Genomic DNA, 17,759 nt, shown 5'->3' on the forward strand with positions numbered 1-17,759 from the left:
GTGACATTCTGCAGGAACCGCGTTTGCCGTGGCGTCGCCTCCGGTATTCAGGTGGAGGCATAAGTTCTCGGTTCACTGCGGGCCGAGGGCGCCGCAGCGACCCGACCGCGACCTCAAGGGGGTGGCATGTCCGTAGAACTGGGCAGCTCGAAGGTGCTTCCCGCGATTCCCGCGCCGGCAGCGCCCGTGCACGACGACGACGCGCTCAACACCCGTACGCTCTCCCGCTCCCTCTTCATGCGGCTGGCCACGCTCGACAAGGACAGCGCCGAGCGGGCGTACGTCCGCGACACCCTGATCGAGCTGAACCTGCCGCTGGTCCGCTACGCGGCGGCACGTTTCCGCAGTCGCAACGAGCCGATGGAGGACATCGTCCAGGTCGGCACGATCGGCCTGATCAAGGCGATCGATCGTTTCGATTGCGAACGCGGCGTCGAATTCCCGACGTTCGCGATGCCGACGGTGGTCGGCGAGATCAAGCGTTTCTTCCGCGACACGTCGTGGTCGGTACGGGTTCCGCGCCGCCTCCAGGAGCTGCGCCTGGCGCTCACCAAGGCCAGCGACGAACTCGCCCAGAAGCTCGACCGCTCCCCGACCGTCACCGAACTCGCCCAGTGCCTGGGCGTGTCCGAGGAGGACGTCGTCGACGGCCTCGCGGTCGGCAACGCGTACACCGCCTCCTCGCTCGACTCCCCCTCCCCCGAGGACGACGGCGGCGAGGGCTCCCTCGCGGACCGCCTCGGTTACGAGGACAGCGCACTCGAAGGCGTCGAGTACCGCGAGTCCCTGAAGCCGCTGCTGGCCAAACTCCCGCCCCGGGAGCGCCAGATCATCATGCTGCGGTTCTTCGCCAACATGACGCAGTCCCAGATCGGCGAAGAGGTCGGCATCTCCCAGATGCACGTCTCGCGCCTGCTCACACGCACCCTGGCAACCCTGCGCGAGGGCCTGATCTCCGACTGACCCCGGCCGGTCTCCCCCCACCAGCGGCCGGCCAACCCGCGACCGCAAACCGGTCACCGCATCCTCTGTTCCCCCACAGCACCCCTGACACCACCTTGTGCGCCACCATGCTGTGCAGTGTGCACCGGGCCTATGCAACTGACTACCCGTCAGCAACACTGGCCCGATGCGACGGACCATCCGCGCTCCACACACACGCGCCACCCGCGCGCACCACTTGTCGCGCGCTCTTCTCCCCACGGCCGCCCTGTGCATGGCCACGCTGCTCTCCGCATGCGGTGGCGACGGCGGCCAGGGTTACGCCGCCGTGGGCGCCGCCGGCCCGGCGGACGACCGTCCTCCGGCGCAGCCTGTATCCCCGGACGACGGCATCACGCTGACTCCCCTCGACGGGACCCCTTCCGGCACTCCGAACGCCACGCCCGGCCCCGAGGGCGCTCCCTCTCCCGCGCCGCATACCGCCGGGGCCCCGGCGACCGGACCCGGAGCGCGATCCGGCCCCTCTGACGCGAGTCCAAGCGGCAGCCTGAGCGGAGGCCCAACCGGAAGTCCACGCGGCGGCAACCGGGGTGACGCGTCCGACGGTCGGCCCGGCACCCCTGATGACCGCCCCGGCACCACCACCCCCAGCAGTCCACCCCGCGGAACCCCCAACGCTCCTGGCACCCCAGGCACCCCAGGCACTCCCGGCACCCCGGGGAAGCCCCCCGCCACCCCCGCGCCCTCCACCCCACCCCGCCTGTCCCTCGGCCCCCTCCAACGCGCCGACGCCGACGTACGGTGGTGCGAAAAAGTGACCGTCGGTCTCCGCAACACCGGCGGCCGCCCGGTGACTTCGGGCACCATCACCTTCAGCACCCACATCATCGGCGCCCTCGGCATCGACTGGGCCACCAGAACCTCCACCCACCCCCTCCCCACACCCATCCCGCCCCGCACCCACCGCCCCACCACCTGGCGCATCTGCGTTGCAGCCTGGCGCGTCCCCCTCGGAATGCACATCGACACACAGGATGTACGCGCCGACTGGCGCTGACAGCACCGCTGCCGGTACTGGCACACGACTGCCCGTACCGGCACAGGGCTGCCTGCACGGGCACACGGCGCCTGGCCCAGGTGGCCGCCCGGTGAGCGACGTGACGGTGCCGGGCACACGTCTCGGCGTGTGCCCGGCACCGGTGATGTGGGTGGTCAGACGAAGGTGACCGCGGCGGCCCCGCCGAGCGCGGCCAGTACGTACGCCGCCGCCTCCTGCCAGCCCCTGAGCGGCTTCCGGTGGCCCCGGGTGCTCAGCAGCATGACGGAGTTGGCGGCGTACCCCGGAACCAGGACACCGAGGACGCCGAGCAGGCTCAGGGTGCCGATGCTCCACTCGAAGTCGATACCGCTGAACACGGCGATGGCGACCAGGGCCAGCGCGGCGACGGAGTACACCAGGCCGGGGCCGAGCCTGATGTTGTCACGCTTGTCCGGCGCGGCCTCGGCCCTCTTGTAGTGGCGCCAGTGCCGCCGTTCGGTGCCGAAGCGGGCGAGCAGCATGATGACGAGCTCCGCCGCCACGACGGCCACGGAGACGTGTTCCAGGGTCACGAGTCCACCTCCGACGAGGTCAGGTGCAGGCCTTCTGGATGGCGCTGATGCCGATGAACGCCTTCACGGCCTCCCGCTCCTTCGAACCTACGTGCTTGCCCTTCATGAAGCGCCAAAGGATCTCGGCCGTCTTCTTGGCGCCGTAGCTCTTGAACAGCTTGACCGCGCGGGCCACCCTGACGCCCGAGCCGGCGGGGACGAAGGAGATCAGCACGCCCGCGACCGCCGCGGCGCAGCCGACGATGAACTTGGTCTTGTCCCACCAGCCGAAGGCCACCGCGGGGGCCTGCTCGCCGCTCTGCGCACCCAGGTTCTGCAGAGTGGTGTAGCGGACCTTCTCGTTGGCCAGGACGGGCAGCATGGCGGCCTGGGCCTCGGTGTCGCCGGGGTAGGCGGCCTCGGCGGTCTGCTGGGCGGTCGGGGAGGCCGGCAGCGCCGCAAGCCGCTCGCGCAGGCCGTGGGTGTCGATGGTGCGGGTGAGCGCGATGTCCAGCGCCTTGGCGAACTGGTCCTCACTGATGCCGAGTTCGGCTATGCCGTCGGCCAGCGTCTTGCCCTGCTCCAGCTCGGCCGCGGTGAAGCCGGCCTGGTCGGCGGGCTGCACAGCCGCGGCGCGGTCGGCGGGCCGGTGCGGGCCGGCCTGCGCGGCCTGGGCACCGGTGGCGGTGGCCAGGACGGCGCCGGCGGTGACGGAGGCGACGAGCATGGCGCCGCGGGTGAACATTCCACCTCTCGTGGCAGAGAACTTCATGTACGGATACCCCGTGTCCAGATGTAATTGCGAGCGCATCTCCCACTTCGGGGGATGCGCCCGTTTGGTCCCGCAGATCACACCACATCAAGATCTTTTTGCGGTGTTACGCAGGACACATATGCGGCCGTACCGGGTCTTTTCCCAGCAACTTCAGAAGGTCTAGGCCAATGGTCCGTTCCGCCGCCGACCGAGCCCCGGCGCGGCGGTCTCCGCACTTGCTCCGGGGGCGGCGCGACCACCGGTCGACCGGTATCTTCGGCTGCGCCGGGCGCGCACGTACGGAAGGTGGAGCGTGAACCGTAGACGGCAGAAGAAGCTGGCGAACCGGCTGGTGTCGGCGGTGATGTTCGACGGGGACCGGGAGGTCGCCGCGTTGCTGCGGGCCGGGGCGCAGCCGGGCACCGCGAACGCGGACGGTACGACGCCCCTGTACGCCGCCTCCGTACACGGCGACGCCGCCACCGCCCGCCTGCTCCTGGCCGCCGGGGCCGCGCCGGACGCGGAAAGCGGGCACGGCGCCGAAGGCACCCCGCTGTGCGCGGCGGCGGCCTGGGGGCACCTCGACGTCGTACGGGAACTCCTCGCCCACGGCGCGGACCCGAACCTCCGCGAGGACGGCGGCACCGGACTCTCTCCGCTCGACTGGGCCACGAAGGAATTCCAGCCCCACCCGGAGACGGCGGCGCTGCTCGTCGCGGCGGGCGCGCGTCCCCGGGCCTCCTGAACGGCCGTTGCCCGCCTGACCGACGATGCCGGTCTGAGTGGCCGTTGCCCGCCTGTGGGGCCGTTACGGTGTGGCTCCCGGCGCCACCGCCGCCAGTTCCTCCACCGTGCCGGACATGATCGTCCGTACGTGTTCCGTGATGTGCTCGGCCGGCCAGTCCCACCAGGCCAGTTCGAGCAGGCGGGCCACGTCCGCGTCGGAGTGGCGGCGGCGGATCAGCCGGGCCGGGTTGCCGCCGACGATGCCGTAATCAGGTACGTCGTCGACGACCACGGCCCCGGAGGCGATGACCGCCCCGTGCCCGATCCGGACGCCGGGCATGACCATGGACCGGTAGCCGAACCACACGTCGTTGCCGACGACGGTGTCGCCCTTCCCGGGCAGGCCGCTGATCAGGTCGAAGTGGTCGGCCCACGAGCCGCCCATGATCGGGAAGGGGAAGGTCGAGGGGCCGTCCATCCGGTGGTTGGCGCCGTTCATGATGAAGCGCACCCCCTCGCCGAGCGCGCAGAACTTCCCGATGACCAGCTTCTCGGGCCCGTAGTGGTACAGGACGTTCCGCTTCTCGAACGCGGTCGGGTCGTCCGGATCGTCGTAGTACGAGAACTCACCGACCTCGATCAACGGCGAGGTGACCAACGGCTTCAGCAGCACCACGCGCGGCTGGCCCGGCATCGGGTGCAGGACGTTCGGGTCGGCGGGGACAAGTGGCATGGCGGGTGGGCCTCTCGTAGGTGGTGGGTGGGGCCGGGGCGCGGCCTCCCCCGCATGATCTCCACCGACGCCGCCCCGGGCGACCGGTTTACCCGTCGCCTCGATCGCCGTACGCAGGCGGTCGAACCCGTCGACAACGCCCGTCCCCTGCCGCGGCTCCGGCGCAGCTCGTGGTGATCGCCGGCGTGGGACAGAATGGCCGTATCGACCTAGGGGGCCTGATGTTCCGTTCGCTACGTGCCGCTGTTGCAGCCGTGACCGTCACGGTCTGCCTGGCGGGCACCGCGTCCTGCGGGACCGCGAACCCGCCGAGGGCTCCGCGCCCCGAGCCGCTGACCGAGGCCGACCTGAGGTCCGTAATGCCGTCCGGCGACGCCTTCCAGGGGTACACCGTCATGCCCCACGAGCCATCCGGTACGGCCGGCCCGTCCGGTACGGCCGGCCCCTCCCCCAGCAGCACGCGCACGAGTTCGCCCCTGAGCCCCGACAGCCCCAAGGCCTGCCGCGCCCTGCTCGACTTCGAGCTGGATCATGTGCGGCACCAGCCCGCGGCGAGGGTCTCGGCCCAGGTGTCGACGGGGAACCACAAGGCCGGGCCGACCGACTTCACAAAGCTCCACGCGATCGTGCTGGCCAGTTACTCCGTCGCGGAGGCGTCGGAGGTGATCAGGTCCCTCAAGGAAGCCCTGCCCCTGTGCCACGAGTTCGTCGCCTACACCCAGGCGTACAGCGAACCGGACGCGGGGATCCTCATCGGGAAGTGGCCGGCGCCGGGGGCCGGGGACGACGCGGTCGCCTTCACCTGGAAAATTCAGAGCTACGCGATGGACGCCACCGTGCCCATCACCGTTGTGCGCACCGGCGGCGTACTCGCCAAATACTCGGGCGCGCTCCCCGCGGAGATCCCCCGGCAGCAGCACGAGAAGATCCGGGACCTCATCTCGGGAACCACAGGCTGACACGCCCCGGCCGCCCAGCGGCGGCAATTGCCATCCCGGCAAATAATGTTGCCAGTCCCGTACGGGCAGTCGCACCCTGGTGCCTCCTCAGGGCCATCCGGAGAAACAGGGGGCAACACGATGACCTTCCACGACAGTGTCGGAACCGCATCGACCGCCGAAGGAAACCGGCCGCAGCCCAACCGCGTACACCACGTCCGGGCCGACGAACTGGACGGTCACACCGCCATCAGCGGCGGCACCGTCGGCTCGAAGAAGCTGTGGATGGGCCTGGTCGAGAACCCGCCGCTGAGCGCGACGGACAACCACCACCACGGTGAGTCGGAGGCGGGCATCTACGTGGTCAGCGGCCACCCCGTCTTCGTCTACCACGACGGCACCGAGGAGGTACGGGTCGAGGCGGGCCCCGGCGACTTCCTGCTCGTCCCGCCGTTCGTCCCGCACCGCGAGGAGAACCCCGATCCGGACGAGCCCGTGGTCGTCCTGATCGCCCGCACCACACAGGAACCGGTCAAGGTCTCGGTACCGGAGCTGTACCGGCACGAGGCACCGGAGGCGTCGGGGTAACCAGGGGCATCGGGGGAACCTGGGGCGTCAGAGGCACCGGAAGCACGGTAACCGGGGCCGGTCAGCGGGGGGCATCGGTGAGCTGGGTGCCGATGACGGCGAGCAGGTCCAGTTTGTCGGCGCTGTCCGTGCCCAGCGCGGGGGTGAACCAGAGCAGCCGCTGCCGGCCGTCCTCGCTGAAGAGGTTGAGGCAGTTGACCTCCAGCGTGCCGAGTGCGGGATGGATGATGCGCTTGCGGTCGTGCCGACGGACTTGGACCTCGTGCCGGGCCCACAGGCAGGCGAACTCGGGTGAACAGGCGTTCAGTTCGTCGATCAGGGCGCGGGCCTGGGGGTCTTTCGCGTCGCGGCGTGCCGCGGCGGCCCTCAGATCGGCGACGAACGAGCGGGACTGTGCGTCGTGATCGGCTTCCGGGTAGAGGCGGCGTGCGTCGGGGTCCGTGAACCAGCGGTGGACGAAGCTCACGTTCTTGCCGCGGAACGCCGACTGGTCGCCGAGCAGGGCGATGGCGAGGGGGTTCTGTACGAGCGTGACGTGCAGGTCGGTGATGACCTGCGCCGGGGTGGAGGTCAGCCGGGTGAGCAGGTCCATCATCCCGGGGTGCACATGCGACTGGGGCCCGCCGTGCGCGGGCAGGGGACGCTCGGCGAGGCGGTAGAGGTAGTCGCGCTCGTCCGACGTCAGACGCAGCGCGCGGGCCAGCGCGGCGAGCATCTGCTCCGAGGGCTGTGACCCCGCGCCCCGCTCGATCTCGTTGTAGTAGTCGACCGAGGCACCCGCGAGCTGCGCCACCTCGTCACGGCGCAGCCCCGGCACACGGCGGCGCGGGCCTGCGACGAGGCCGACGTCCTCGGGGCGGATGCGCTCGCGGCGCGAGCGCAGGAAAGCGCCCAGTTCGGTGTATTTCCGGGAACCCACACACCCCAGTCTGCGCGATGCCGGCCCGCCGGTGTGCCGCTGACACAGGGGATGACATCCCCTGGTACACGCGCTGCGAGTGCCGCAGCGTGGAGAACATGAACCCCACCGACACCGCTGCTGAAGCGCCCCGCCGAGTCGCCGTCGTCACCGGCGGCTCGCGCGGCATCGGGCGCGCCGTTGCCGAGCGCCTGGCCCACGAGGGCGTGATCGTGGCCGTCACCTACGCAAGCGACTCCGCCGCCGCCCGGGAAGCGGTGAAGGCGATCACCGCGGCCGGCGGCCAGGCGGTCGCATTCCAGGCCGACGTCGCCGACGAACATGCCGTCGCCGCTGTGTTCGATCAGGTGGAGGCCGAATTCGGCGGTGTGGACGCCGTGGTGAACTGCGCCGGACGGATGGCGCTGTCCCCGATCGCCGACCTCGATCTGAGCGTGCTCGACGCGATGCACCGCACCAACATCCGCGGCACCTTCGTCGTCGCGCAGCAGGCCGCCCGCCGGCTGCGCGCGGGCGGTTCCTTCGTCGCCTTCTCGACCTCCGTGATCGCTACCCAGTTCCCCGCCTACGGTGCCTACGCCGCCGGCAAGGGGGCCGTCGAGGCGATCACCCTGATTCTCGCGCGGGAGCTGCGGGGCCGGGACGTCACCGTCAACACCGTCGCCCCCGGGCCGACGGCGACCGATATGTTCCTGGACGGCAAGACGGACGAGAAGGTCGAGGCGCTCGCGAAGACCCCGCCGCTGGAGCGCTTGGGGACGCCGGCCGACATCGCCCACGTGGTCGCCTTCCTCACCAGCCCCGAAGGCCACTGGGTCAACGGCCAGGTCCTGCGCGCGAACGGCGGCATGGCCTGACGGCGGCGTCCGCCCCCCGTGACGGCAGCGAGGTCGTTCCCGCCGTCGCGGACCGCGTCCGCGCGGAGTTCTACCACCGCATGGGCATCGGCGGCCCCCTGGCCTCCGAAGCCACCCTGTGCCCCGTTCACCATCGGAAAGGACCACCTCATGCCCTTCGCCAACCTCAAGGTTCCCGCCGACACGCTCACGGCCGAGTCCAAGAAGAAGCTCCAGGACGCCGTCACCGACGCGTTCGCCGACGTCTACGGGGAGCGTGCCCGCGCGACCACGCTCGTGATCCTCGAAGAGGTCGCCGACGGCGGCTGGAGCCTGGGCGGGACCATTCTCGACGCCGAAATGCTCGGCCGTAGTTGACCAGCCCGGGGCACCGGGCCGGCGCAGCGGCAGGCTTTCGATGTGGAAAGCGTCAGGGCCCAGACACGGTCTACGCCTTGCAGGCGAGGAGCTGGACTTCCCGGAACTGCCGCTGATCGGTGGGTTTGGGTTCGATCACCAGGCGGGCCGACTCCGCCAGTCCGTGAGCGCGCAGCAGTCCGGCGAGGCGGTCGGGGGACCAGCGGAAGGCCGTCGCCACCGCGTGGTCGTAGGACTGCGGCTCGTCGTCGGGACCGTCCGTGGCCGGGAAGCCGATCAACAGGTGTCCGCCGGGAGCCAGGACCCGGGCCATCTCGGCGAGGATGGCGGGCACGTCCTTCGGCGGGGTGTGGATGACGGACCACCGCGAGAGCACCCCGCCGAGCGCGCCGTCCCCGATGTCCAGCGCGGCCATCGAGCCGACCTCGAACCGCAGCCGGGGGTTGGCTTCGCGCGCCAGCTCGATCATCACAGGGGAGGCGTCGACGCCGAAGGCGTTCAGGCCCAGCCCGTGGAGGTGGGCCGTGATGTCACCCGGCCCGCAACCGAGGTCCGCGACCGCGCCGTCACCGTTCGCCCGCACCAGCTCCGCGAAGACGCCCAGAAGGGCGCGCTCCAAGGGCCGGTCGCGCAACTGGTCGTGGAACAACTCCGCATAGGTGCGGGCGATGGCGTCGTAGGCCGTACGGGTGGCGTGCGAGGTGTCGAGTTCGGTCACCCGGAGACCGTATCGGGAGGGCGGGGCTACGACTCGGGGGACTCCGTCGGCCGAGTCGCCGAGACGAAGGAGCCCATGCCGGGCGTCGTGACGATGAGCCCTTCTTTCCGGAGGGCGGCGGTCACCTTCCGTACCGTTACGCGCGCGACGCCGAACTCCTGCTCCATCTTCACTTCGGAGATGAGGTGGCGCGGAGGGTAGGCCCCGCTCGCGATCCGCTCTCGGATCACATCGGCAATCTGCGTCCACTTGGGCCGCGTCGGATCGAACTCCATCACGAACGGGACTCTACGCATGGGTAACTAACCCGGCATAGATGCTCCCGTAGGGGCCTAGGTATATACAGGAGCCGATAGGATGCACGCCATGAGCAAGGCCGAGCCCCGGCGGGTGCACCACCACCCCCGGGGCGTGGTCAACGCCTCCCTCAACGAAAAGAGCGCCGACATGCGCCACCGTATCCGCCGATTCGCCGCGAGGGTGAGGGAACTTCTCTCGCCTACGCCGACCACGCCCTTCACAACCCACCGCACGCCCCTGCGCCCCTCCCCCAGGCGTGTGTCACGGGTGCTCGACACTCCGCTCGACGGGGACGCCTCCGCTCTCGTGCGCCCGTACCTCGTCGCCTTCGAGGTACGGGCGTACGAGCAGCAAGCACGGTTCACCGCGCGCATCGCCGCGCTCCGCGGGGAGTTCGCCGCGTGAGCGGGGGCGGGGAGGGGCCGCTGTCAGGGGTGCGGCTGCTGCCCTGGTCGCAGGAGGGCGGGAAGCAGTGCCTGCTGTCCACGGACGGCGACGGGTACGTGTCGCGGCTGGCCGATGACATGGAGGCGGCGCAGCTCGACATGGGGACGGAACTGCTCGATCACGCGGGCGCACTGCTCGCCGAGCCCGACGCCTCGGTCAGTGAACTGCGGTTCCTCGCCAACCGGTTGGTCGAGGCGCTGCACGACGCGCTACGGGTGGCCGACAGCCGAGGCCGGCGGGTTCCCGGCCTTGGCGTGGGGGGCGGTGAAGGGGGTGTCGGCCGCTTGGCCGCGGCCGAGTGAAGGGGTGTCAGGCCGTCGCGTACGTACGCGGCAACCCGTACGCGTACGGTCAGCTCAGCGCGAGCCACGCGGCGCCGACGACGACCGCGATCGCGACGATCACGCCGACGATGACACCGATGCGGGGCCCGGCGGACGACTGCTGCCGGGCCGCGGCCCGGCGGCCGCCGGCCTGGGGCGCCGCGCCCTCGTCCACGAAGGCGCGGAACATCTGCGTGCTGCCGGCCGGGTCGTGCTGGCCGTTGGCCGGGTTCTGCTGGTAGTTCGCCATAGGCCAGGACCCTAGCGAACCGGGCATGCCCGGCACACCCCTGGGCCCCGTGCGTCACAGCACAGTTGCGTGTCCCTCGTAAGCCGGCGTCCCGGCCCACGCCGTCAGCGCCGCGTGCCGCTCGGCGCGCCGGGCCCGGAGGCCGGTGGAGCGGGTGGCCCAGGCCACGTGGCCGTCGGGGCGGACGAGAATCTCCGTCACGCCGTCCAGGTCCGCGTGGGCGTCCCGGCCGGTGACGGTGACGGCGGTGACGCGTCCGCCCCAGCCGGGGGTGACGTCCGCTTCGAGGTCCGGGGCGTCGCCCGCGAGGTCGAGGTGGACGAACCGGCCAGCGGGGAGCAGTTCGTAGACCCGTATCGCGTCCGACCGCGCGGCGGTCAGGCCGATGTCCGGCATCCGCCGTCCGACCAGCGGGTCGGCACCGGGGGACGGCGGCGGGTAGGCGGTGCCGAGCGCGGAGACCCGGGCGGCGAGCGTGCGGTTGACCGGTTCCATGCCGAGGAGTTCGTCGAAGAGCGTGCGCAGGGCCGCGGCGGGGCGCTGGTACTGCGGTACGAGCGTCAGTTCGGCCAGCAGGGTCTGGATCTCGGTGTTCTCGGTGACGGTCCGGCCGACGGGGCGGCGTTCCGCGTCGTATGTGTCCAGCAGGCCGGGCGGCGCCCAGCCGTTGACGGCGGCGGCCAGCTTCCAGCCGAGGTTCACGGCGTCCTGGAGACCGGTGTTCAGGCCCTGGCCCGCGGCGGGGAAGTGGATGTGCGCGGCGTCGCCCGCGAGCAGGACACGGCCGGCGCGGTAGCTCTCGGCGAGCCGGGTGGCGTTGCCGAAGCGGGAGAGCCAACGGGGCTCCGCGACGCCGCAGTCGGTGCCGCAGAGGCGGACCAGGGACGCGCGGATCTCCTCCAGGGTGACGGGCTCGGCGGCCGGCACCCGCATCCGCTCCGGGTCGATGTAGACCAGCCGCTTCAGTCCGTCCTCCAGCGGCGCGACCAGTACGCCCCCCGCGCGGGCGGCGTCGAGGACCGCCGGGTCGTCGTCGATCACCGTGAAGTCGCCGAGCACACCGGTGAGCGTCTCGTCCGTACCCGGGAAGCCGATCCCGGCGTTCTGCCGTACGACGCTGCGTCCGCCGTCGCAGCCGACGACGTAGCCGGTGCGTACGGTCTCGACACCGCCGTCCCGGCCGCGCACCGTCACGTCGACTCCGTCGGCGTCCTGGCGCAGCCCGGTGACCTCGTACCCACGCTCGATCACGACGTCCAGCTCCCCGGCCCGCTCCGCCAGCAGCGCCTCCGTACGCGCCTGGGCGAGGAACAGCGAGTAGCCGTGCCGGGAGTCCAGCGCGGAGAAGTCCAGCTGGGTGGGGAGCATGGCGAAGTGCCAGCCGGGCACGGGCCGGCCGAGCGGCAGGAAGCGGTCGAGCAGCCCGCGCTGGTCCATCAGCTCGACGCTGCGCGGGTGCAGGCTGAGCGCCCGGGAGTCCCGCTGGGGTGCGGTACGGCGCTCCAGCACCCGGGCCCGTACGCCGGCCAGCGCCAGTTCGCAGGCGAGCATCAGCCCGGTCGGGCCCGCGCCCACCACGATCACATCGACGTTCATGGAGTGGTCCATGGAGTGGTCCTCCCAAATTAGTGAACAGCGTTCACGTGAACGCCGTTCACTATAGTGAGGTCCATGAGTTCCCCGTCAAGCCCGACCCGCGGCCGGCCCGCCCGGCTCGACCGCGCCCGCACCCTGAACACCGCGCTCGACCTGCTGGACCAGTCGGGCCTGGACGCGCTGACCATGCGGCGGCTCGCCGACGCGATGGGCGTGCAGGCCGGCGCTCTGTACCGCTATTTCGCGACGAAGCAGGACCTGCTCACCGCCATGGCGGAGCGGATGCTGGAAGGCGTCGCCGAGGCAGCCGCCGCATCGGACGGCGCGGCGGGCGGCGACTGGAGCGAGCGGCTGGCCGCCCTCGCCCGCGCCGAACGCACCGCCCTGCTCGCCCACCGCGACGGCGCGCGCGTCTTCGCCGGTACGCACGCGACCGGGGCGAGCGTGCTCGGCTTCGCCGACGCGTTCGTGGGCGTGCTGCGCGACGCGGGCTTCGGTGACGACGCCGCGGCCCGCGCGCTCTACACGGTGGTCAACTTCACGGTGGGCCACACCCTGGAGGAGCAGGCGGCCCTACAGGCGGAGGGCGGCCCCGAGAGCGTGGGACTCCTGCGCGACGCCGTGACGGCGGGGACGTACCCGCACCTCGGCGCCACCCTGCCCGCCCTCACCAGCACGGACTACACCCGTCTCTTCGAGTTCGGGCTCGATCTGATCATCGAGGGGCTGCGGGCGCGGCACGCGCCACCGGCGGCGGAATGACCCGGACCGTACCGTTCCGACCGCCGGAATGCGCAGGGCCCGCCACGGCCGTTCGCCAGTGGGGCGCGAGGGGGGACGGGGGCGGGCCGGCGCGCCTATGCTCACGCCATGGCATGCCGCATCAGCGAACTCGTCATCGACGCGGAAGACCCTGACCGGCTGGCCGCGTTCTGGTGCGATGTCCTCGGCTACGTCGAGCTGGAGCGGGAAGCGGACGGCAGCATCGCGATCGGCCCGCCCGGCGCCGGATTCGGCGGAGCACAGCCGGCCCTCGTCTTCAACGCGGGCCGCGAGCCCCGGCGCGGCAAGCTGCCGCTGCACATCGACGTCAGCGCCACCGACCGCGACCGGGACGCCGAGCTGGCCCGGCTGCTCGCACTGGGCGCCGTACCCGCCGACGTGGGCCAGTCCGGCGATGAGAGCTGGCGTGTCCTGGCCGATCCCGAGGGCAACGAGTTCTGTCTGCTGGACGGGCAGCTGAAGCCCGTCTGATCCGGCGTCCGCCGCCAGAGCGCCGTCGGGCCCGGTCCGCGCGTACGTCGGCGCCCGTTACGCGCGTACGTCACCCCAGAGTTCCCCGGGGCCCCGCCCCACCCCCGCCCACCAGGGCCTTTACGCCTTCTCCCCCACCCCTTGACCGTTGATCTTGCCAACCTTTTGGGTTCCTTTACTTTCCGTACCGCAGAATCGTTTGCCTTCAGCAACCAAGTGGTTCTACGGTTGCTCTAGGCAACAAAAGAAGAAGTGCGGAGGTGCCCATGGCCGCTCAGAGTCAGTACGAGGAGCTGGCCCGGCAGCTCAGTGCCATCGGTGCCGTCAAGCGGGAGATGGGGCGGATCCTGCCGCCCGACTGTCCGCCCGCCTCGGCCGGGGTGCTCACGCTGCTCGACCGGTACGGCGAGATGCGGATGAGCAAGCTGGCGGAGCTGCTCGCGATCGACATGTCGGTCACCAGCCGGCACGTGGCCCACGTCGCCGAACGCGGCTGGATCGAGCGGGAGCCCGATCCCCAGGACAAGCGGTCGCGGCTGGTGCGGCTGACACCGAGCGGCCGGCTGCTCCTCGCGGAGCTCTCCGAGCGCTACACCGCATCACTCGCCCGGTACCTGGACGACTGGTCCGACAGCGACGTCGGCCGTCTGAACGAGTTGCTCGCCCGGCTCCGCACGAGCTTCGGCGACTGCCGGACCCGGGCGCACCACGAAACGACCCGCACACCCGCGGAATGAAAAGGAACCACATGGCTACGACCACACCATCCGGTGTGCGGGGCGGCCACGCCAAGCACGGGGGCCACCCGGCTCCCGACGGGGCGCCCATGTCGCACCGTCAGATCATGGAGGCGATATCCGGGCTGCTGCTCGGCATGTTCGTCGCCATCCTGTCCTCGACGATCGTCTCGAACGCGCTGCCCGAGATCATCCATGACCTCAAGGGCGGCCAGAGCGCCTACACCTGGGTCGTGACCGCGTCGCTGCTGGCGATGACCGCGGCCACCCCGCTGTGGGGCAAGCTCTCCGACCTGTTCAGCAAGAAGCTGCTGGTGCAGGTCGCCCTGGTGATCTACGTGGCGGGCTCGGTGGTGGCCGGTCTGTCGCAGAACGCGGGCATGCTGATCGCCTGCCGCGTCGTCCAGGGCATCGGCGTGGGCGGGCTGTCCGCGCTGGCCCAGATCGTCATGGCCGCGATGATCTCGCCGCGGGAGCGCGGCCGGTACAGCGGCTACATCGGCGCCACCTTCGCGGTCGCCACCGTCGGCGGCCCGCTGCTGGGCGGCGTCATCACCGACACCAGCTGGATGGGCTGGCGCTGGTGCTTCTACGTGGGTGTGCCGTTCGCGGTGATCGCCCTGATCGTCCTCCAGAAGACCCTGAAGCTGCCCGTGGTCAAGCGGGACGTCAAGGTCGACTGGGCGGGTGCCTTCTTCATCAGCGCGGCGGTCTCGCTGCTGCTGGTGTGGGTGACGCTGGCCGGTGACAAGTACGACTGGATCTCCTGGCAGACCCTCGCCATGGTCGGCGGCTCGATCGTGCTCGGCGCGATCTTCGTGTTCGTCGAGTCGAGGGCGAGCGAGCCGATCGTCCCGCTGCGGCTGTTCCGCAACAAGACGATCACCCTCGCCTCGCTGGCCTCGCTGTTCGTCGGTATCGCGATGTTCTCCGGCACCGTCTTCTTCAGCCAGTACTTCCAGCTGGCGCGCGGCAAGTCGCCGACGATGTCCGGGATCATGACGATCCCGATGATCGGCGGTCTGTTCATCTCCTCGACCGTCTCCGGCCAGGTCATCACCAAGACCGGCAAGTGGAAGGCGTGGCTGGTCTCCGGTGGCGTGCTGGTGACCGCGGGCCTGGGCCTGCTGGGCACCATCCGCTACGACACCGAGTACTGGCACATCGCGATCTTCATGGCGCTGATGGGCCTCGGCATCGGCATGATGATGCAGAACCTGGTGCTGTGCACGCAGAACCAGGTCGCCCCGCAGGACCTCGGCTCCGCCTCGTCGGTCGTGACCTTCTTCCGCTCCCTCGGTGGTGCGGTGGGCGTCTCGGCGCTCGGCGCGGTGCTCGCCAACCGGGTCACGCACTACGTCAAGGACGGCGTGCAGGAGCTCGGCCCGCAGGCCGCGGCGAAGTTCGCCCAGGGCGGCGCCGGCTCCGGTGGTGGCATCCCGGACCTGGACGCCCTCCCGGCCCCGTTCCGGACGATCATGGAAAGCGCCTACGGGCACGGCGTCGGCGACGTCTTCCTGTACGCGGCTCCGTGCGCGCTGCTCGCCTTCCTGCTGACGCTGTTCATCAAGGAGGTCGCGCTGAAGACCCAGGGCGGCATGGCGCAGGCGGCCACCCCCGAGGCCGCGCCGGCCGGTGCGGCCAACCAGGCCGCCGCCGCGGCGCCGCAGCCGGAGCCCGCCCTGGTGGGCGCGGGTGCCCCGGCGGGCCGGGACGACGACGGCCGCTCGCCCGCCTGGGCGCAGCAGCCGGCGGCGTCGGCCACCACGCAGCCGCTGGCGGCGTACGCCTCGGCGGGCGGCGGTGACGAGATCCCGGCCGGTCCGGCGATCCACGGCTCAGTCCGCAACGCGGAGGGCCACCCGGTCGCGAACTCCGCGGTCACGCTGATCTCGCTCAGCGGGCGCCAGCTGGGCCGCTCGGTGGCCCAGGCCAACGGCTCGTACGTGCTGAACGCCCCCGGCGCCGGTTCGTACGTGCTGATCGCGGCGGCCGACGGCCACCAGCCGCAGGCGTCCACGGTCGTCGTCGGCGACGAGGGCCTCGGCTACGACATCCTGCTCAGCGGCACCAGCGGCCTGGGCGGCCAGGTCCGCAGCGCGGTCACCGGCGAGCCGGTGGCGGACGCGATGGTCGTGGTCACCGACGTGCGCGGCGAGGTGCTGGCCACCGGCAAGACCGGCGAGGAGGGCTTCTTCTCCTTCGACGAGCTGGCCCCCGGCACCTACACCATCGCCGTCAACGCGGCCGACTACCGCCCGACGGCGCTGCCGGCCGAGGTCGGCGGCCAGGGCACGACCCGTATGGAGATCGAGCTGCTGTCGGGCGCCCGGGTGCAGGGCGTCGTGCGGGCGGGTGCCGAGCGGCGTCCGCTGCCGGACGCGCGGGTCACCCTCGTGGACGCGGCGGGCAACGTCGTGGCCACCTCCACCACCGGTGAGGACGGCGCGTACGCCTTCACCGACCTGGACGCGGGCGACTACACGGTCATCGCGAGCGGCTACCCGCCGGTCGCCAACGGCCTGACGGTCGACGCGCGCGGGGTCGACGGCTACGACGTCGAGCTCGCCCACCCCGGCGAGTGATCCCGGGCCCGGGGGCCTGCCGTACGGCGGCGGCCCCCGGGGACCCCGGTACGAACCGGGGGACAAGACCCCGGTCCGCGGTGGCCTTCTGAGCGGAAAGGCCCGCGGACCGGACCCCAGGGCTCCGGCGGCGGTACGCGCACAGGCAGGGGACGGCCTGCGTGCCGCCGCCCGGAGCCCGACATGTGAGAGGCGAGAACGGGAGTGGGAATGAGTTCGACGGGTGCGGCAGCGGCGGGACCGGCCAAGGGCGCGGGCGTCCGTGCGCAGGTCCGTACACGGGACGGCTGGGCGGTGCAGCACGCGGTGCTGACCGTCACCGACATGACCGGCACCCAGGTGCTGCGTGCGCAGGCCGACGAGGACGGCGCCGTACGGGACGCGCAGCCGCTGGCCCCCGGCCCGTACACGGTGATCGTGACGGCGGTCGGCTACGCGCCGGTGGCCTCCAGCGCGATCGTGACGGCGAGCGGCCGGATGGACGTCGGCACCGTGGTGCTGGCGCGGCAGGGCGGGGCCGAGCTGCCGCCGCCCGGCACCTGGACCATCGACCCGATGCACTCGACGGTCGCGGCGACGGCCCAGCACCTGGGCATCACCAGCGTGCACGGCCGCTTCCTGGACTTCGCCGGGCGCATCGAGATCGCCGAGGACCTGGAGAAGTCGTCGGTCGAGGCGGTCATCAAGACGGCGTCGGTCGACACCGGCAACGGGATGCGCGACGGGCACCTGCGCACCGGGGACTTCCTGGACGTCGAGCAGTACCCGGAGATGACCTACCGCAGCACCGGCCTGGAGCCGGCCGGTCCCGACCGCTGGACCGTGCACGGCGACCTGTCGCTGCGCGGCGTGGTCCGTCCGGTGGACCTGAACCTGAGCTACCTCGGCACGGGCCCCGACCCGTGGGGCGGCGTGCGGGCGGCCTTCAACGCCACCGCGGAGCTGCGCCGCGAGGACTTCAAGATGAACTACAACCAGGTCGTCGCCGCCGGTATCGCGGCGATCGGCACGACCCTGAGGGTCGAGCTGGACATCCAGGCCGTCCAGGGCGAGACCCTGCCCACGGCCTGACGATCCGCGGCCCCACCCCCGACCCCGGGGCCGCATGCGACGGTGCCCCGCCCTTTGCACTGCAAGGGGCGGGG

At 71.5% G+C, this 17,759-nt stretch carries 22 protein-coding genes; 14 read left to right on the forward strand and 8 right to left on the reverse strand.

Annotated elements, in window-relative coordinates:
* Nucleotides 1-126: 126 nt before the first annotated feature.
* Complete coding sequence (locus ACH4FX_RS06540) at nucleotides 127-963, forward strand: RNA polymerase sigma factor SigF (RefSeq protein ID WP_398475795.1); 837 nt, start codon at nucleotides 127-129, stop codon at nucleotides 961-963.
* A 793-nt stretch (nucleotides 964-1,756) separates the two neighbouring features.
* On the forward strand, nucleotides 1,757-1,999 hold the full coding sequence (locus ACH4FX_RS06545; protein WP_398475797.1) for a hypothetical protein: 243 nt from the start codon (nucleotides 1,757-1,759) through the stop codon (nucleotides 1,997-1,999).
* A gap of 155 nt (nucleotides 2,000-2,154) precedes the next feature.
* Here ACH4FX_RS06545 and ACH4FX_RS06550 read toward each other — a convergent pair whose 3' ends face one another.
* The gene (locus tag ACH4FX_RS06550) at nucleotides 2,155-2,553 is read right to left on the reverse strand and encodes a hypothetical protein (RefSeq protein WP_398475799.1); all 399 of its coding nucleotides are present in this window, start codon (nucleotides 2,551-2,553) and stop codon (nucleotides 2,155-2,157) included.
* 19 nt (nucleotides 2,554-2,572) lie between these two features.
* Nucleotides 2,573-3,277: a hypothetical protein gene (locus ACH4FX_RS06555; RefSeq protein ID WP_398475801.1), complete on the reverse strand. Its 705-nt coding sequence runs from the start codon at nucleotides 3,275-3,277 to the stop codon at nucleotides 2,573-2,575.
* Between the two features lie 322 nt (nucleotides 3,278-3,599).
* On the opposite strand from ACH4FX_RS06555, the gene ACH4FX_RS06560 reads away from it, so the two are divergent.
* The gene (locus ACH4FX_RS06560; protein ID WP_398475803.1) at nucleotides 3,600-4,031 is read left to right on the forward strand and encodes an ankyrin repeat domain-containing protein; all 432 of its coding nucleotides are present in this window, start codon (nucleotides 3,600-3,602) and stop codon (nucleotides 4,029-4,031) included.
* A 63-nt stretch (nucleotides 4,032-4,094) separates the two neighbouring features.
* On the opposite strand, the gene ACH4FX_RS06565 is transcribed toward ACH4FX_RS06560, so the two are convergent.
* Entirely contained in the window at nucleotides 4,095-4,745 is a 651-nt protein-coding gene (locus ACH4FX_RS06565) for a CatB-related O-acetyltransferase (RefSeq protein ID WP_398475805.1), read from the reverse strand.
* 254 nt (nucleotides 4,746-4,999) lie between these two features.
* Here ACH4FX_RS06565 and ACH4FX_RS06570 point away from each other — a divergent pair, with 254 nt between their 5' ends.
* Together ACH4FX_RS06570 and ACH4FX_RS06575 are read left to right on the forward strand one after the other, a co-directional pair.
* Nucleotides 5,000-5,704, forward strand: coding sequence for a hypothetical protein (locus ACH4FX_RS06570; RefSeq protein ID WP_398475806.1), 705 nt, complete (start codon nucleotides 5,000-5,002; stop codon nucleotides 5,702-5,704).
* Between the two features lie 120 nt (nucleotides 5,705-5,824).
* Nucleotides 5,825-6,271 carry a cupin domain-containing protein gene (locus ACH4FX_RS06575; protein WP_398475807.1) on the forward strand — a complete coding sequence of 149 codons (447 nt, stop codon included), beginning with the start codon at nucleotides 5,825-5,827 and terminating at the stop codon, nucleotides 6,269-6,271.
* A 61-nt stretch (nucleotides 6,272-6,332) separates the two neighbouring features.
* Here the strand turns inward: ACH4FX_RS06575 and ACH4FX_RS06580 are convergent, their stop codons facing one another.
* Nucleotides 6,333-7,190: a helix-turn-helix transcriptional regulator gene (locus tag ACH4FX_RS06580; protein ID WP_398475808.1), complete on the reverse strand. Its 858-nt coding sequence runs from the start codon at nucleotides 7,188-7,190 to the stop codon at nucleotides 6,333-6,335.
* Nucleotides 7,191-7,288: 98 nt separating this feature from the next.
* Here ACH4FX_RS06580 and ACH4FX_RS06585 point away from each other — a divergent pair, with 98 nt between their 5' ends.
* Together ACH4FX_RS06585 and ACH4FX_RS06590 are read left to right on the forward strand one after the other, a co-directional pair.
* Nucleotides 7,289-8,047 (forward strand): SDR family oxidoreductase, encoded by a 759-nt coding sequence (locus ACH4FX_RS06585; RefSeq protein ID WP_398475809.1) that lies wholly within the window; start codon nucleotides 7,289-7,291, stop codon nucleotides 8,045-8,047.
* Nucleotides 8,048-8,197: 150 nt separating this feature from the next.
* On the forward strand, nucleotides 8,198-8,404 hold the full coding sequence (locus ACH4FX_RS06590) for a tautomerase family protein (protein ID WP_398475810.1): 207 nt from the start codon (nucleotides 8,198-8,200) through the stop codon (nucleotides 8,402-8,404).
* 70 nt (nucleotides 8,405-8,474) lie between these two features.
* Here the strand turns inward: ACH4FX_RS06590 and ACH4FX_RS06595 are convergent, their stop codons facing one another.
* Entirely contained in the window at nucleotides 8,475-9,122 is a 648-nt protein-coding gene (locus tag ACH4FX_RS06595; RefSeq protein WP_398475812.1) for a class I SAM-dependent methyltransferase, read from the reverse strand.
* Nucleotides 9,123-9,148: 26 nt separating this feature from the next.
* A complete protein-coding gene (locus ACH4FX_RS06600; RefSeq protein WP_398476396.1) occupies nucleotides 9,149-9,397 on the reverse strand; it encodes a GntR family transcriptional regulator in 249 nt (82 codons plus the stop codon).
* Nucleotides 9,398-9,488: 91 nt separating this feature from the next.
* On the opposite strand from ACH4FX_RS06600, the gene ACH4FX_RS06605 reads away from it, so the two are divergent.
* On the forward strand, nucleotides 9,489-9,827 hold the full coding sequence (locus ACH4FX_RS06605; protein ID WP_398475814.1) for a hypothetical protein: 339 nt from the start codon (nucleotides 9,489-9,491) through the stop codon (nucleotides 9,825-9,827).
* Entirely contained in the window at nucleotides 9,824-10,171 is a 348-nt protein-coding gene (locus ACH4FX_RS06610; RefSeq protein WP_398475816.1) for a hypothetical protein, read from the forward strand. Before ACH4FX_RS06605 ends, ACH4FX_RS06610 begins: the two co-directional genes overlap by 4 nt.
* Nucleotides 10,172-10,220: 49 nt before the next feature.
* On the opposite strand, the gene ACH4FX_RS06615 is transcribed toward ACH4FX_RS06610, so the two are convergent.
* Together ACH4FX_RS06615 and ACH4FX_RS06620 are read right to left on the reverse strand one after the other, a co-directional pair.
* On the reverse strand, nucleotides 10,221-10,442 hold the full coding sequence (locus tag ACH4FX_RS06615; protein WP_398475817.1) for a hypothetical protein: 222 nt from the start codon (nucleotides 10,440-10,442) through the stop codon (nucleotides 10,221-10,223).
* A 54-nt stretch (nucleotides 10,443-10,496) separates the two neighbouring features.
* Nucleotides 10,497-12,038 (reverse strand): monooxygenase, encoded by a 1,542-nt coding sequence (locus tag ACH4FX_RS06620; protein ID WP_398476398.1) that lies wholly within the window; start codon nucleotides 12,036-12,038, stop codon nucleotides 10,497-10,499.
* A 75-nt stretch (nucleotides 12,039-12,113) separates the two neighbouring features.
* Here ACH4FX_RS06620 and ACH4FX_RS06625 point away from each other — a divergent pair, with 75 nt between their 5' ends.
* The 5 genes from ACH4FX_RS06625 (at nucleotide 12,114) to ACH4FX_RS06645 (ending at nucleotide 17,685) form a co-directional block, all read left to right on the forward strand.
* On the forward strand, nucleotides 12,114-12,800 hold the full coding sequence (locus ACH4FX_RS06625) for a TetR/AcrR family transcriptional regulator (protein WP_398475819.1): 687 nt from the start codon (nucleotides 12,114-12,116) through the stop codon (nucleotides 12,798-12,800).
* Between the two features lie 108 nt (nucleotides 12,801-12,908).
* Nucleotides 12,909-13,292: a VOC family protein gene (locus tag ACH4FX_RS06630; RefSeq protein WP_398475820.1), complete on the forward strand. Its 384-nt coding sequence runs from the start codon at nucleotides 12,909-12,911 to the stop codon at nucleotides 13,290-13,292.
* A 266-nt stretch (nucleotides 13,293-13,558) separates the two neighbouring features.
* Nucleotides 13,559-14,029 carry a MarR family winged helix-turn-helix transcriptional regulator gene (locus ACH4FX_RS06635; RefSeq protein WP_398475822.1) on the forward strand — a complete coding sequence of 157 codons (471 nt, stop codon included), beginning with the start codon at nucleotides 13,559-13,561 and terminating at the stop codon, nucleotides 14,027-14,029.
* An 11-nt stretch (nucleotides 14,030-14,040) separates the two neighbouring features.
* Entirely contained in the window at nucleotides 14,041-16,614 is a 2,574-nt protein-coding gene (locus tag ACH4FX_RS06640; RefSeq protein WP_398475824.1) for an MFS transporter, read from the forward strand.
* Between the two features lie 210 nt (nucleotides 16,615-16,824).
* Nucleotides 16,825-17,685 (forward strand): YceI family protein, encoded by an 861-nt coding sequence (locus ACH4FX_RS06645; protein WP_398475826.1) that lies wholly within the window; start codon nucleotides 16,825-16,827, stop codon nucleotides 17,683-17,685.
* The last annotated feature ends 74 nt before the right edge of the window (nucleotides 17,686-17,759 follow it).

The sequence above is a fragment of the Streptomyces sp. NPDC018019 genome, from assembly GCF_044327805.1.
GTDB lineage: Bacteria > Actinomycetota > Actinomycetes > Streptomycetales > Streptomycetaceae > Streptomyces.

Coding starts and splice junctions, on each gene's coding strand:
- ACH4FX_RS06575 (WP_398475807.1), top strand. CDS start 5,825: ATGACCTTCCACGACAGTGTCGGAACCGCATCGACCGCCGAAGGAAAC.
- ACH4FX_RS06555 (WP_398475801.1), bottom strand. CDS start 3,277: ATGTTCACCCGCGGCGCCATGCTCGTCGCCTCCGTCACCGCCGGCGCC.
- ACH4FX_RS06620 (WP_398476398.1), bottom strand. CDS start 12,038: ATGAACGTCGATGTGATCGTGGTGGGCGCGGGCCCGACCGGGCTGATG.
- ACH4FX_RS06585 (WP_398475809.1), top strand. CDS start 7,289: ATGAACCCCACCGACACCGCTGCTGAAGCGCCCCGCCGAGTCGCCGTC.
- ACH4FX_RS06645 (WP_398475826.1), top strand. CDS start 16,825: ATGAGTTCGACGGGTGCGGCAGCGGCGGGACCGGCCAAGGGCGCGGGC.
- ACH4FX_RS06630 (WP_398475820.1), top strand. CDS start 12,909: ATGGCATGCCGCATCAGCGAACTCGTCATCGACGCGGAAGACCCTGAC.
- ACH4FX_RS06640 (WP_398475824.1), top strand. CDS start 14,041: ATGGCTACGACCACACCATCCGGTGTGCGGGGCGGCCACGCCAAGCAC.
- ACH4FX_RS06605 (WP_398475814.1), top strand. CDS start 9,489: ATGAGCAAGGCCGAGCCCCGGCGGGTGCACCACCACCCCCGGGGCGTG.
- ACH4FX_RS06635 (WP_398475822.1), top strand. CDS start 13,559: ATGGCCGCTCAGAGTCAGTACGAGGAGCTGGCCCGGCAGCTCAGTGCC.
- ACH4FX_RS06615 (WP_398475817.1), bottom strand. CDS start 10,442: ATGGCGAACTACCAGCAGAACCCGGCCAACGGCCAGCACGACCCGGCC.
- ACH4FX_RS06565 (WP_398475805.1), bottom strand. CDS start 4,745: ATGCCACTTGTCCCCGCCGACCCGAACGTCCTGCACCCGATGCCGGGC.
- ACH4FX_RS06625 (WP_398475819.1), top strand. CDS start 12,114: ATGAGTTCCCCGTCAAGCCCGACCCGCGGCCGGCCCGCCCGGCTCGAC.
- ACH4FX_RS06540 (WP_398475795.1), top strand. CDS start 127: ATGTCCGTAGAACTGGGCAGCTCGAAGGTGCTTCCCGCGATTCCCGCG.
- ACH4FX_RS06600 (WP_398476396.1), bottom strand. CDS start 9,397: ATGGAGTTCGATCCGACGCGGCCCAAGTGGACGCAGATTGCCGATGTG.
- ACH4FX_RS06590 (WP_398475810.1), top strand. CDS start 8,198: ATGCCCTTCGCCAACCTCAAGGTTCCCGCCGACACGCTCACGGCCGAG.